12 protein-coding genes are annotated in these 13,017 nt (G+C 70.6%); 1 reads left to right on the top strand and 11 read right to left on the bottom strand.

Annotation, left to right across the window (positions count from 1 at the left end; translation table 11 throughout):
- Nucleotides 1–95 precede the first annotated feature (95 nt).
- From ABZX61_RS47450 to nadD, 3 genes are all read right to left on the bottom strand, one after another.
- Nucleotides 96–725, bottom strand: a complete 630-nt coding sequence (locus ABZX61_RS47450; RefSeq protein WP_350740710.1) for a histidine phosphatase family protein — start codon at nt 723–725, stop codon at nt 96–98.
- Between the two features lie 34 nt (nt 726–759).
- Nucleotides 760–1,155, bottom strand: a complete 396-nt coding sequence (rsfS, locus tag ABZX61_RS47455; RefSeq protein WP_080046168.1) for a ribosome silencing factor — start codon at nt 1,153–1,155, stop codon at nt 760–762.
- Nucleotides 1,156–1,246: 91 nt separating this feature from the next.
- Nucleotides 1,247–1,864 carry a nicotinate-nucleotide adenylyltransferase gene (gene nadD / locus ABZX61_RS47460; RefSeq protein ID WP_350740712.1) on the bottom strand — a complete coding sequence of 206 codons (618 nt, stop codon included), beginning with the start codon at nt 1,862–1,864 and terminating at the stop codon, nt 1,247–1,249.
- A 96-nt stretch (nt 1,865–1,960) separates the two neighbouring features.
- On the opposite strand from nadD, the gene ABZX61_RS47465 reads away from it, so the two are divergent.
- Complete coding sequence (locus ABZX61_RS47465) at nt 1,961–2,983, top strand: M48 family metallopeptidase (protein WP_350740714.1); 1,023 nt, start codon at nt 1,961–1,963, stop codon at nt 2,981–2,983.
- Between the two features lie 122 nt (nt 2,984–3,105).
- Here ABZX61_RS47465 and ABZX61_RS47470 read toward each other — a convergent pair whose 3' ends face one another.
- The 8 genes from ABZX61_RS47470 to ABZX61_RS47505 form a co-directional block, all read right to left on the bottom strand.
- Nucleotides 3,106–4,809 carry a protein kinase gene (locus ABZX61_RS47470; RefSeq protein ID WP_350740716.1) on the bottom strand — a complete coding sequence of 568 codons (1,704 nt, stop codon included), beginning with the start codon at nt 4,807–4,809 and terminating at the stop codon, nt 3,106–3,108.
- A gap of 82 nt (nt 4,810–4,891) precedes the next feature.
- The gene (locus ABZX61_RS47475) at nt 4,892–5,068 is read right to left on the bottom strand and encodes a hypothetical protein (protein WP_350740718.1); all 177 of its coding nucleotides are present in this window, start codon (nt 5,066–5,068) and stop codon (nt 4,892–4,894) included.
- A 50-nt stretch (nt 5,069–5,118) separates the two neighbouring features.
- The gene (locus ABZX61_RS47480; RefSeq protein WP_355205021.1) at nt 5,119–6,393 is read right to left on the bottom strand and encodes a glutamate-5-semialdehyde dehydrogenase; all 1,275 of its coding nucleotides are present in this window, start codon (nt 6,391–6,393) and stop codon (nt 5,119–5,121) included.
- 54 nt (nt 6,394–6,447) lie between these two features.
- Nucleotides 6,448–7,575 carry a glutamate 5-kinase gene (gene proB, locus ABZX61_RS47485; RefSeq protein WP_319712644.1) on the bottom strand — a complete coding sequence of 376 codons (1,128 nt, stop codon included), beginning with the start codon at nt 7,573–7,575 and terminating at the stop codon, nt 6,448–6,450.
- Between the two features lie 181 nt (nt 7,576–7,756).
- Nucleotides 7,757–9,106 carry a GTPase ObgE gene (obgE, locus tag ABZX61_RS47490; RefSeq protein ID WP_355205024.1) on the bottom strand — a complete coding sequence of 450 codons (1,350 nt, stop codon included), beginning with the start codon at nt 9,104–9,106 and terminating at the stop codon, nt 7,757–7,759.
- 120 nt (nt 9,107–9,226) lie between these two features.
- Nucleotides 9,227–9,484 (bottom strand): 50S ribosomal protein L27, encoded by a 258-nt coding sequence (rpmA, locus tag ABZX61_RS47495; protein WP_012893687.1) that lies wholly within the window; start codon nt 9,482–9,484, stop codon nt 9,227–9,229.
- A gap of 15 nt (nt 9,485–9,499) precedes the next feature.
- Nucleotides 9,500–9,802, bottom strand: coding sequence for a 50S ribosomal protein L21 (gene rplU, locus ABZX61_RS47500; RefSeq protein WP_043634375.1), 303 nt, complete (start codon nt 9,800–9,802; stop codon nt 9,500–9,502).
- Nucleotides 9,803–10,015: 213 nt separating this feature from the next.
- Complete coding sequence (locus ABZX61_RS47505; protein WP_355205027.1) at nt 10,016–12,898, bottom strand: Rne/Rng family ribonuclease; 2,883 nt, start codon at nt 12,896–12,898, stop codon at nt 10,016–10,018.
- Nucleotides 12,899–13,017 lie beyond the last annotated feature (119 nt).

Raw genomic sequence — 13,017 nt, forward strand, 5'->3', positions numbered from 1 at the left:
CACCCGTTGCGGCGCTCCGAGAGCATATAGCCATCCGCGCCGATTCGCCTAATCGGAGCGCGCTGGTCGTACGGCCCCCGAGCCGTACGAACTCGCTATGCCTCGGCCTCCGGCCGGTCATCGCTGCGGACGGGCTCAGGCAGCGTCCCGGCGTTGTGCTCCAGCAACCGCCATCCCCTGCGCCCCTCCTGCAACACCGACCACGAGCAGTTGCCCAGCCCGCCCAGCGCCGGCCAGAGCTGCTCGGGCAGCCCGAGCAGCTCGCAGATCCCGAGCCGCAGCGCGGCCCCGTGGGAGGCCACGACCAGCAGGCCGTCGTCGTCGAGCTTGGCCGCCCAGCGCCGCATGGCGCCGGCCACTCTGGTGGCCACGTCGGCGACGGGCTCTCCACCCGGTGCCTCCCAGGCCACGTATTCCTCGGGCCAGCGCGACGCGATCTCGTCGCGCGTGAGCCCTTCCCATTCGCCGCCCCCGCGCTCGCGGAGGTCCTTGTCCACGCTCACGTCCAGCCCGACGACCCGCGCGAGCGCCAGCGCCGTGTCGTTGGCGCGCTGGAGATCGGACGAGACGACCAGGGTGGGCCGCAGGGAGGCCAGCAACGACGCCGCCCTGGCGGCCTGCGCGATGCCGGTCTCGTCGAGGGGGATGTCGGAGTGTCCCTGGAATCGCTGCTCGACGTTCCACAAGGTCTGCCCGTGCCGGAGGCAGACGATCCTCTTGCTCATGCGGAACGCTCGGACTCGAGATGGGGGAGCCCGCTCACGCGCGTGCCCGCTGGAGGTTGGCCTGCATGACGCTCTCCGGCAGCGAGATGGCCGGGCAGTCCTTCCACAGGCGCTCGAGCGCGTAGAACGTGCGGTCTTCCTCGTGCTGGACGTGCACGACGATGTCGATGTAGTCGAGCAGCACCCAGCGGCCCTCGCGCTCGCCCTCTCGGCGCACGGGCTTGGCGTCGGCCTCGGTGCGCAGCCGCTCCTCGATCTCGTCGACGATGGCGCGTACCTGGCGGTCGTTGGTGGCGGAGCAGAGCAGGAAGGCGTCGGTGATGACGAGCTGTTCGCTCACGTCGTATGCGAGGATGTCATCGGCCAGCTTGTCCGCCGCGGCTTCCGCGGCGATGCGCACGAGCTGGACGGATCTGTCGGATGCGGTCACGATGCGGGTCTGTCCTCCTGTGTCGGCAGCATGCCTATACGTTGAGGGTACCCTTCCGGGCCGAAACCCCTCACCTACGGCACGGAGGCCGTCATCCTTCCGCGTGATACAGCCCCCGCTTGTTGATGTACTGGACGATTCCGTCCGGCACCAGATACCAAATCGGCTCTCCCTTGGCGACACGTTGCCGGCACTCGGACGACGAGATGGCCAGTGCGGGAATTTCCAGCAACGTCACCCGCCCCTCCGGCAGCCCGGGATCGTGGAGCGTGTGCCCCGGACGGGTACAGCCGACGAAATGGGCGAGCTCGAACAGCTCGTCCGCGTTCTGCCAGTCCAGGATGGCGCCGAGCGCGTCCGCGCCGGTGATGAAATACAGCTCAACCCCAGGACCGTAAATTTCCGAAATATCACGCAAAGTATCGATGGTGAACGTCGACCCCGGGCGATCAACGTCCACCCTGCTGACCGAGAACCGGGGATTGGACGCGGTCGCGATGACAGTCATCAGATAGCGGTCCTCCGCGGCCGACACCTCGCGCTCGGCCTTCTGGTACGGCCGCCCGGTCGGCACGAACACGACTTCGTCCAGGTCGAAGTGGTGGGCCACCTCGCTGGCGGCCACCAAGTGGCCATGGTGGATGGGATCGAACGTCCCACCCATCACTCCGACTCGCCGCTTCCCCTGCACACCAGGCGCATTCATCATGAAACGGACCTTACGTGGACCTTGTACCACAACATGATGGCACCCCCCTTGGTGATGACCGCGCATCGCTCCCGTTGCGGACGTAGCATGCCGGGCATGACGACCACCCCGGACCGCAACCGCGTCCAACTGCCCGGCATCTCGTCCCGAGCCTACGAACACCCCGCAGACCGGTCCGCCCTGGTCGCTCTGCGTAAGTTGAGTGGGTTCGACACGGTTCTCAAGCAGATGTCCGGCCTCATCAGCGAGCGCCGGCTGCGCCTGATGTACCTGGCGTCTGCCGTACGCGTGAGCGAGACCCAGTTCCGCTCCATCTACGACATGGGCCGCGACGCCGCCTACACGCTCGACCTGCACCGGATCCCCGAGATCTACATCCAGCAGGATCCGCAGGTCCAGGCCAAGGCCATCGGCTTCGACGACCCGTTCATCGTCGTGACCACCGGCCTGCTCAACCTCATGAACGAGGAGGAGCAGCGCTTCGTCATCGGCCACGAGACCGCCCACATCCTGTCGGGACACGCGGTCTACCGGACGATGCTCGACATCCTCACCCGCCTCGCCACCCGCGTCGCCTGGATCCCGCTCGGCTACATCGGCCTGCGCGCGATCGTCGCGGGCCTGGAGGAGTGGTACCGCAAGTCGGAGCTGTCCTCCGACCGCGGCGGCCTGCTCGTCGGCCAGGACCCCGAGGCGGCCAAGAGGGCGCTGATGAAGCTCGCCGGCGGCGACTACACCCACGAGATGAACATCGAGGCGTTCCTGGAGCAGTACCAGGAATACGACACCGCGGGCGACCTTCGCGACGGCTTCCTCAAGGTGCTCAACCTGCTCGGCACGACCCACCCGTTCGCGGTGGTGCGCGTGGCCGAGCTGGACAAGTGGCAGCGCAGCGGCGAGTACGAGCGCATCCTGGGCGGGGACTACCCGCGCAGGGAGGACGACCCCAACGCACGAGTGACCGACGAGATCAAGGCCGCGGCCGAGTCCTACCGCGCGTCCTGGTCCCAGTCGCAGGACCCGTTCATCGGCGTCCTGCGCGACGTGGCCGAGGGCGCGGTCAACGCGGGCGAGCGCATCTTCAACCGCTTCTCGCGCCGCGACGGCGGCCAGGGCTGACCGGCCGCACCGCCGTACGCGGCCGATCAGCTTGATCGGCCGCGAAACCCACCGCGATCGGCGACGAGCGGCGGGTTCCGAACCCCGAGGGGCAGCTTCGGCCTGCCTTGGAGAGCGGCAGGTCAGAGCAGGAGAGCGATAGCGCGCACGGCGGCCGCGCACAGGGCGACGAACCCGCCCAGCACGGCCAGTGCGCGCAGCCCTTCCCTGCGCAGATCGGGCAGCCGATGCCCGATCCGCTCGATCTCACGCCCGGCGAAACCACCGCACAGCATCCCGAACACCACGCCCGCCACCGTCACGGGCGCGGGCTGCTGCCACCAGTCGGAGTCGATCACTCCGCCGCCGGTCACCCAGAGCGCGCCGCCCGACGCCAGCGCGACCGGCACGCCCGGCCACACGCCGGCGGTGGCGGCCGCCCCGACCAGGGCGACCGGGAAGAGCAGCACGCGCAACGCCACCCGCGTACGCCGCGAGCTGCGGTTTCTGACCAGCCAGTGGCTCATCCAGAGCGTCCTGGTCAGCACCACGAACACCGTGGTGATCGCGATGGAGGCGATCGGCCAGATCACCGAGGTCACCACGCACGGCACCGCGAGCACGGCCAGCATCAGCAGGGCGCCGTTGCCTGCAGGCAGCGTGGTGGTCGATTCTGCTCTGAGCCCGGCCTTCCTGCGCACCTGAGGCCGGCTCCGGACGGCCGCCGCCGCACGCTGGCGCGGCGCGGTCATCTTGGAGCGCGCGAGAGCGGACTTCCCGTCCGCCGCGCCCGTGCGCCCGCGCGGCGCGGGCACCTCCGTGCGGCTGCGGACCGCGGCGCCCTTCCCATCCGTGCCGGTACGGCTGCGCGCCGCGGCGCCCTTGCCGTCGGCGCGGACCGGCGAGCCTTTCGTGTCGGGGTTCGCACGGGTACGCGGTGCGGGCACCTTACTATCCGTGTTTGCCCGGCTCCGGGCGGATTTCTCCTCAGGGGTGGCGCGGCCTGTCTTGGCCTCCTCCGAGGACCCGGCAGCGGGCTCCGGCTCGGCCGCGCTGGTGGCTCTGGCCAGCCGCGACAGCCGATCGGCCAGCAACGCCGCCGTGGGGCGCTTGCCCGGTTCCCTGTTGAGCGCGGCGCGTACCAGCGGCAGCAGCTCCACGGGCACGCCCTTGAGGTCGGCCTGCCCGTTCAGCACCGCGTACATCTGCGCCTCGGCCGTCCCCCGCCCGAACGTCGGCCGCCCCGTCGCCGCGAACGCCACCGTCGCCGCCCAGGCGTGCACGTCGGCGGGCGAGTCGACCTGCTCGTCGGCGAAGATCTCCGGCGCGGTGTAGCCGGGTGTGCCGAGGAACGTGCCGGTCATGGTGAGCCGGGTCGCGTCGAGCACCTGCGCGATGCCGAAGTCGATGAGCACGGGCCCCTCGGAGCCCATGATGATGTTGCCCGGCTTGAGGTCCCGGTGCACGACCCCGGCCGCGTGAATGATCGCCAGGGCCGCGGCGATGCCCTGGGCCAGGTCCACGAGGTCGCCGACATCGAGTGCGCCGTTCTGGCGGACGCGGTCGAGGAGCGTGGCGCCCTCGATGTACTCCATGACCAGGTACGGGCGGGCACAGCTCAGGTCGGCGTCGAGCACCTTGGCCACGTACGGGCTCTCGACCCTGCGCAGCGCCCGGACCTCGCGCTCCAGCCGGACACGGGAGGTCTCATCCTCGGCCAGGTCGTGCAGGACCTTGAGAGCGACACTCTCGCTCCGGCGGGTGGTCGCGAGGTAAACCTCGCCCATGCCGCCGCGACCGAGCCGCTCGACCAGGGTGTACGGCCCGATCTTGCCGAGCTTGCTCACCGTCTCTCCCCGCCCGGCCCGCCCATAAGGGACCTAACCTTAGCGCTGGGACCCCTGTCGGCGCTTGAGGCACGCCGAAGGATTATCGGCGAGTGTGATCGGAGAGCATGCTGTCGAGCCGGGCCGTGGGCTCGTCCGACAGCTGCCTGCGCCCCTTCCTGCGCCAGTGGACGTGTCCGCGGCTCTCGAGCCAGAGCAGCAACCGGTCGGCGCCGAACAGCACGGCAGCCGAGAAGACGAGGGCGATGACAATCTCCATGCCTCTCAGTCAACCTGCGCTCCACGGCGCCGGTCAGGCCGACACGCCGATCAACCGGCCACCACCGTGCCTTCTGACGTGCGCAAATGCCCCTCACCGGTGTAGATCCACTTGGTGGACGTGAGCTCGGGCAGCCCCATCGGGCCGCGCGCGTGGAGCTTCTGCGTGGAGATGCCGATCTCCGCCCCGAACCCGAACTCCCCGCCGTCGGTGAACCTCGTCGAGGCGTTGACCGCCACGGCCGCCGAGTCGACCAGCGCCACGAACCTGCGCGCCGCCCGCTGCGACCTGGTGACGATGGCGTCGGTGTGGCCGGAGCCGTACTTCCTGATGTGGGCCACCGCCTCCTCCAGCGAGCCGACGACCGCGGCGGCGATGTCGAGCGAGAGGTATTCGGCGTAGAAGTCGTCCTCGGTGACGGGCACGACGCCCGAGCCGTGCCCGGCGATGCGCTCGTCACCGTGCACGGTCACGCCCGCCTCGGCGAGCGCCGCCAGCGCCCGCGGCACGAACGCGTCGGCGACGTCCTCGTGGACGAGGAACGTCTCGGCCGCGTTGCACACCGACGGCCGCTGCGCCTTGGCGTTGACCAGGATCTGCACGGCCAGGTCGACGTCGGCCTCGTCGTCCACGTAGACGTGGCAGTTGCCGACGCCGGTCTCGATCACCGGCACCGTGGACTCCTCCACCACCGAGTTGATCAGCGAGGCGCCGCCGCGCGGGATCAGCACGTCGACCAGGCCGCGGGCGCGCATGAGCTCCTTGACCGAGTCGCGGGTCTGCCCCGGCACGAGCTGGACGGCTCCGGCGGGCACCTCGGTGCCCTCCAGCGCGTCCTGCATGACCTTCACGAGGGCCGTGTTGGAGGAGTAGGCGCTGGAGGAGCCCCTGAGCAGCACCGCGTTGCCGCTCTTGAGGCAGAGCGCGGCGGCGTCGACGGTGACGTTGGGGCGGCCCTCGTAGATGATGCCGATGACACCCAGCGGCACCCTGAGCTGGCGCAGCTCCAGCCCGTTGGGCAGGGTGGCGCCGCGGACGACCTCGCCGACCGGGTCGGGCAGGTCGGCCACCTGGCGCACGGCCTCGGCGATGGCGCCGACCCTCGCCTCGTCGAGCCGGAGCCGGTCGATCATCGCCTCGGACGTGCCCTGCGCCCTGGCCTGCTCGACGTCCTTGGCGTTGGCCTCGACGATCTCCGCCGCGTGCGCGACCAGGGCGTCGGCCACTGCACGCAGCGCCCGGTCCTTCGGCGCCCGCGGCAGCGGGGCCAGCTCGGCGGCGGCCTCTCGCGCCGCCTGGGCGACCTTCAAGAACTCTGTGCTCATGGCTACGCTCCGCTCCCTACGTTCCCAGCACGCTCGTCGCCCTAGGGATGGGGACTAGTTGTGAGCTTCCAGTATGACGATGTCGTCACGGTGGATCAGCTCACGCTCATATTCCGGACCGAGCGCGCTGGCCAGCTCCCTGGTGGAGCGGCCGAGCAGGCCCGGGATCTCGGTGGCGTCGAAGTTGACCAGCCCGCGAGCCACCACGAGCCCCTGAGGCCCGCACAGATCCACCGGATCGCCCGCCGCGAACTCACCCTCCACCGACGTCACCCCCGCGGGCAGCAGCGACTTGCGCCGCCCCACGATGGCCTCCACCGCCCCCTGGTCGAGGTGGAGGCGGCCGCGCCCGGTGGTGGCGTGCGCGAGCCACAGCAGCCGCGTGCCGGGATGGCGGCCACCCGGGTGGAAGTAGGTGCCGACATCGGCTCCGCCGAGCGCCTGGGCGGCGTGAGCGGCCGCCGTGAGGACCACGGGAACGCCCGCCCCCGTGGCGATCCTGGCGGCCTGCACCTTGGTCACCATGCCGCCGGTGCCCACCGCCGCGCCGTTCTTCCCGAGCTCGACGCCGACCAGGTCTTCCGGCCCGCGGATCTCCGACAGGCGCTGGGAGCCGCTGCGGCTGGGCGGGCCGTCGTACAGGGCGTCGACGTCCGACAGCAGGACGAGCGCGTCGGCGTGGATCAGGTGCGCCACCAGCGCCGCCAGCCGGTCGTTGTCGCCGAAGCGGATCTCGTCGGTGGCCACGGTGTCGTTCTCGTTGACGATGGGCACGATGCCCAGCTCCAGCAGGCGCGCGAGCGTGCGCTGGGCGTTGGCGTGGTGGGCGCGCCGCATCATGTCGTCGGCGGTCAGCAGCACCTGGCCCACGCGCAGGGAGTAGCGGGCGAAGGAGGAGGTGTAGCGGGCGACGAGCACACCCTGCCCGACGGACGCCGCCGCCTGCTGGGTGGCCAGGTCGCGTGGTCGCGCGGTCAGCCCGAGCGGGCCGAGGCCCGCCGCGATCGCCCCGGAGGAGACCAGGACGATCTGGGTCCCCGTACGGCGCCGCGCCGCCAGCACGTCCACAAGGGCGTCGACCCGATCGACGTCGATCGTGCCCTGGGGGGTGGTGAGCGAGGAGGAGCCGACCTTGACAACGACCTTCGACGCTGAGCTGATCTGTTCCCGCACGTCTGGCAGCCTATCCGAGCCCCGAGAGCCCTTCGGTCCCGGAGCCCGGCGAGATACGGCCCGAAGACATGCCCCCCCGGCGCATGACGACGGCCACCTCCACGCGCCGCAGTTCAGGGAGGGTCGACGCCGGCCGGCCCGGCGCTCAGGTCATCGACGCCGAGGCCGTCCTGCGCCCGTGGCGCTCCTGTCAGAAGCGGTTGTCGGACCCTCGCGGGCCCTGCCGTACGGACTCGGCGCTGAGCGTGGGCTGCCAGTCGAAGACATAGCCGCCCTCCATCGACCCGATGACCACCTCGGCGCCGGCAGTGGCGCCGGCCTTGGCCAGCTCCGCCTCCACGCCGAGCCGTTCGAGCCGGTCGGCGAGGTAGCCCACGGCCTCGTCATTGGTGAAGTCCGTCTGCCTGATCCACCGCTCCGGCTTCTCACCGGTGATCTGGAACAGGTTCTCGTTGACCCGCCGCACCCGGAACCCGGCCTCGCCGAGCTGCTTGGGCCTGATGACCAGCCTGGTGGGCTCCTCCACCGGCTTCTGGGCCCTGGCCGCGGCGACCCACTCGCCCATCGCGTACGTGAGCTCCCGCAGCCCGTCATGCGTGGCGGCGGAGATCGTGAACACCCGCAGCCCCCGCGCCTCGAACTCGGGCCTGACCAGCTCGGCCAGCTCCCGCGCGTCGGGCACGTCCGCCTTGTTCAGCACGACCAGCCGGGGCCGGTCCTCCAGCTTCCCGTACGCGTGCAGCTCCGACTCGATGACCTCGTAGTCCGTGATCGGGTCGCGTCCGGGCTCCATGGTGGCGCAGTCGATGACGTGCACGAGCATGTCGCACCGCTCGACGTGCCGCAGGAACTCGTGCCCGAGCCCCTTCCCCTGCGAGGCCCCGGGGATCAGACCGGGCACGTCGGCGACGGTGAACACGGTCTCCCCCGCGGTCACCACCCCCAGGTTGGGGATCAGGGTCGTGAACGGGTAATCCGCGATCTTGGGCTTGGCCGCGCTCAGGGCGGCGATCAGCGAGGACTTGCCGGCGCTGGGGAACCCGACCAGCGCCACGTCCGCCACGCTCTTGAGCTCCAGCATGACGTCGAGCGCGTCCCCGGGCTCCCCGAGCAGCGCGAACCCGGGCGCCTTCCGCTTGGTCGAGGCGAGGGCGGCGTTCCCCAGGCCGCCGTGCCCGCCCTCGGCGATGACGTACCGCGTGCCGACACCCACGAGGTCGACCAGCACCTCACCCGTGGAGGCGTTCTTCACCACGGTGCCGTTGGGCACCGGCAGGATCACGTCCGGCCCGTTGGCCCCGTCCCGGTTGGAGCCCTGCCCCTGCTTGCCGTTCTCGGCCTTGCGGTGCGGCCGGCGGTGGTACTCGAGCAGCGTCGCCGTGTTGGGGTCGACCTCGAGGACGACGTCACCGCCCCGGCCGCCGTTGCCGCCGTCGGGGCCGCCGAGCGGCTTGAACTTCTCCCGATGGATGGAGGCGCACCCATTTCCCCCGTCACCGGCACCGATATGAAGGACCACCTGGTCCACAAAGTCCGGCACTCTGCACTCCTCCACACACACCGCCCACCGGCGGAAGTCAGCCAAAAGCAAAGGGGCGGATCGACACCGCGATCCACCCCTTTGGCAAGAAAACCCAAGGTCTACGGAGAGGAAGAACCCCTACTCCGCGACGGGAACGATGCTCACGGCCCGCCGGCCGCGCTTGACACCGAACTGCACGTGCCCGGCCGCCAGCGCGAACAGCGTGTCGTCGCCGCCACGCCCCACGTTGTCGCCGGGGTGGAAGTGGGTGCCACGCTGACGGACGATGATCTCGCCCGCGTTGACCAGCTGGCCGCCGAAGCGCTTGACGCCCAGGCGCTGAGCGTTGGAGTCACGACCGTTCCGGGTGGACGACGCGCCCTTCTTGTGTGCCATCTCTCAAACTCCCGTTCAGGCCTGCTCGATACCGGTGATCTTCACCTGGGTGTACCGCTGACGGTGACCCTGGCGCTTCTTGTAACCGGTCTTGTTCTTGTACTTGAGGATCCGGATCTTCGGGCCCTTGGTCTCGCCGAGGATCTCGGCGCTGACCGTGAACTTGCCCGCCTCCGTGGTCACATCGCCGTCGTTGACGACGAGCACCGTCGGCAGCGAAACCGAAGAGCCGACCTCGCCGGCGACCTTGTCCACCTCGAGGACGTCACCGACGGAGACCTTCTGCTGCCTGCCGCCGCAACGAACGATCGCGTACACCGCGGAACCCTTCTGACTCACTGTTGTCTCGTACATCAGCCGCCTCATCGAGAGGCGGCCGCCGAATGCTGCGCCTGTCATTCGGCCTGTCTCAAACCGACGAACCGAGTAAGCGCGCCAACAGGGCACGTCACCTGACGCACCGATACACCAGGGTACCGGATTAACGGTCCCCTAGGCGAACCGGACGGAACGTCGGAAGCCTGCCGAGAACTACTCGGACGACTTGGCTCGGCGCGAGCGTCGCCGCCCTCTGCCGGAAGTCTGGCTGGCCTGGTCGTCCTCAGTCGGGACGTCTTCAAGCGCACCGGTCACCGTATCACGGCTCGAGGTGTCCTTGGCCGCGGAAACCTTGTCGGAGACCGCCTTCTCGATGGCCATCTTCCCCTGCGTGCCGCGCGGCTCGGGCTTGGGCTCGACCGGCTCCGTGGAGACGAGCAGGCCACGCCCGTTGCAGCACTCGCACGGCGTGGAGAAGGCCTCCAGCAGCCCCTGTCCGACCCGCTTACGCGTCATCTGGACCAGACCCAGCGAGGTGACCTCGGCCACCTGGTGCTTGGTCCTGTCGCGGGCCAGGCACTCCAGCAGCCGCCGCAGCACCAGGTCGCGGTTGGACTCCAGCACCATGTCGATGAAGTCGATCACGATGATGCCGCCGATGTCGCGCAGCCTGAGCTGGCGCACGATCTCCTCGGCCGCCTCGAGGTTGTTCCGGGTGACGGTCTCCTCGAGGTTGCCGCCCTGCCCGGTGAACTTGCCGGTGTTGACGTCGACGACGGTCATCGCCTCGGTACGGTCGATCACCAGCGAGCCGCCGCTGGGCAGCCAGACCTTGCGCTCGAGCGCCTTGCCGAGCTGCTCGTCGATCCGGTAGTGCTCGAACACGTCACCCTGGTCGCCGTCCCACCGCGCCAGGCGCTCGCCCAGGTGCGGCGCGACGTACTTGACGTAGTCGTCCACCGTGTCCCAGGCGTCGGCGCCCTGCACGATCAGCGAGGTGAAGTCCTCGTTGAAGACGTCGCGCACGACCCGGATCGTGAGATCGGGCTCCGCGGACAGCAGCTCGGGCGGGCTGGCCGACTTGGCCTTCTTCTGGATGCTCTCCCACTGGGCGGACAGGCGGGCCACGTCACGCGCCAGCTCGTCCTCGGAGGCGCCCTCCGCGGCGGTACGCACGATCACGCCGGCGTTCTCCGGCATGACCTTCTTCAGGATGCTCTTGAGCCGCGTGCGCTCCTTGTCGGGCAGCTTGCGGCTGATGCCGGTCATCGACCCGTCCGGCACGTAGACGAGGTATCGCCCGGGCAGGCTGATCTGGGACGTGAGCCGGGCGCCCTTGTGCCCGATCGGGTCCTTGGTGACCTGTACGAGCACCGACTGGCCCGACTTCAGCGCCGCCTCGATGCGCTTGGGCTGGCCCTCCAGCCCGGCGGTGTCGAAGTTGACCTCACCGGCGTACAGGACGGCGTTGCGGCCCTTGCCGATGTCCACGAACGCCGCCTCCATCGAGGGCAGCACGTTCTGGACCTTGCCGAGGTAGACGTTGCCGACGTAGGACTGGCTGGCCTCGCGGTTGACGTAGTGCTCGACGAGCACGCCGTCCTCCAGGACCGCGATCTGCGTACGGTCGCCCTGGCGGCGTACCACCATCATCCGGTCGACGGACTCGCGGCGGGCCAGGAACTCCGACTCCGTGATGATCGGCGGACGCCTGCGGCCCAGCTCGCGCCCCTCGCGGCGGCGCTGCTTCTTGGCCTCGAGGCGGGTGGAGCCGCGCACGCTCTGCACACCGTCGGTCGCGGTTTCCAGCCCGCTGCTGCGGCCCGCACGCGGCGCGCGGATGCGCACCACCGTGTTCGGCGGGTCGTCGCTGGCCGGCTCGGCGCCCTCCTCGGAGCCCCGGCGGCGACGGCGACGGCGACGGCGCGAGGTAGAGGACTCCTCGTCGTGAGCGGCGCCCTCCTCGGCCTGCTCTTCCTCGGCCTCCTCGTCCTGCTCGTCGCCTTCCTCACCCTCGTCACGCTCGCGCGACTTGCCGCGGCCCCGGCCGCCCCGCCGGCGACGGCGGCGACGGCCCGCGCCCTCTTCCTCCTCCTGGTCGTCGGAGGTGTCGAGGTCGGTCTCGTCCTCTACCGCGGACTCGTCGACCGGCTCCTCGACCTCCTCGGGCTCGGGAGCGGGCTGCGGCGCCTCGGCCCGCCGGGTGACGGCGGGCTTGGCCTGGCTGGGGTCGGGCGCCTGGAACAGCGGCGCGAAGATGGCCGCCGGCCGCTGGAACGCGGTGCCGGGCTCGGCCGGCGTGCGCGCGGCGAACCCGAACGGGTCGGACAGCAGGCTCGCCCGTGCGGGCTCCTCGTCGAGGTCCTCGCCCGCGGGCTCGTCGTCGAGGGGCTCGTTGTCGGGCAGGCTCTCAAGGATGTCCTCATCCTCGGCCGCCTCGACACCACCGGCGGGCGCCGCCTCGGCGGTCGGCTCCGTCGTCGCGGCCTTGCCGGCCAGGCCCTCGCTCGCGGCGGCCTTCTCGGAGTCGGCCACCGCCCCCACAGCGCCTGCGACGGCCTCCTCGACGGGCTCTTCCACCTTCTTGCGCGTCCTGCGCCGCTTCACCGGCTCGGCGGTCTCAGCGGGCGGCTCCTCCACCACGGGAGCAGCCTCGGCTTCGGCCTCGGCGGCCTTCTTCGTCGTACGGCGCCGCGTCGTCGTGGCGGTGGACCGGGTCCGCGTGGTCCTCTTGGGCTTCTCCTCGGCGACGGCCTCGGCAACGGTCTCGGCAACGGTCTCGGCCACGGCCGCCTCGACCGGGCTCTCCGGCGCGGTCGCCGCAGCGGCCTCCGGCTCGGGCACGGCGGTGCGGATCTGAGGCGCGGGCTCTCCCGCCGCGCGCTGCGCGGCGGTGCTCTGCACCGGTTGTACGTCAGCCACCGACGGCGCGGTCTGCGCCGCCGCAGTGGTGACCGGAACGTGGGCAGGCTCCTCCGGCTCCGGCGGCGGACCCGCCGGGCGGCTGGCGGAGCGGCGACGTGGGGTCACCTCTGGCTGTTCAATTGTCTCCCCGTCAGGGCCAATGGCCCCGGCGTTGGGCTCGTTCTCGAGCATGCGGGCGCTCTCCCGTCAGCTCCCGGGCGCGTCGCCGCGCCGCGCAGGAGCCCTCGTGTCTCGTTGTCCGCCAACGCCCCCAAGGTGGGGGTGTCGGCGCCAAGTCCTGTCAGCGGTCG

This window comes from Nonomuraea sp. NPDC003709 (genome assembly GCF_040610775.1).
In the GTDB taxonomy this organism is placed as follows: Bacteria; Actinomycetota; Actinomycetes; order Streptosporangiales; family Streptosporangiaceae; genus Nonomuraea; species Nonomuraea angiospora_A.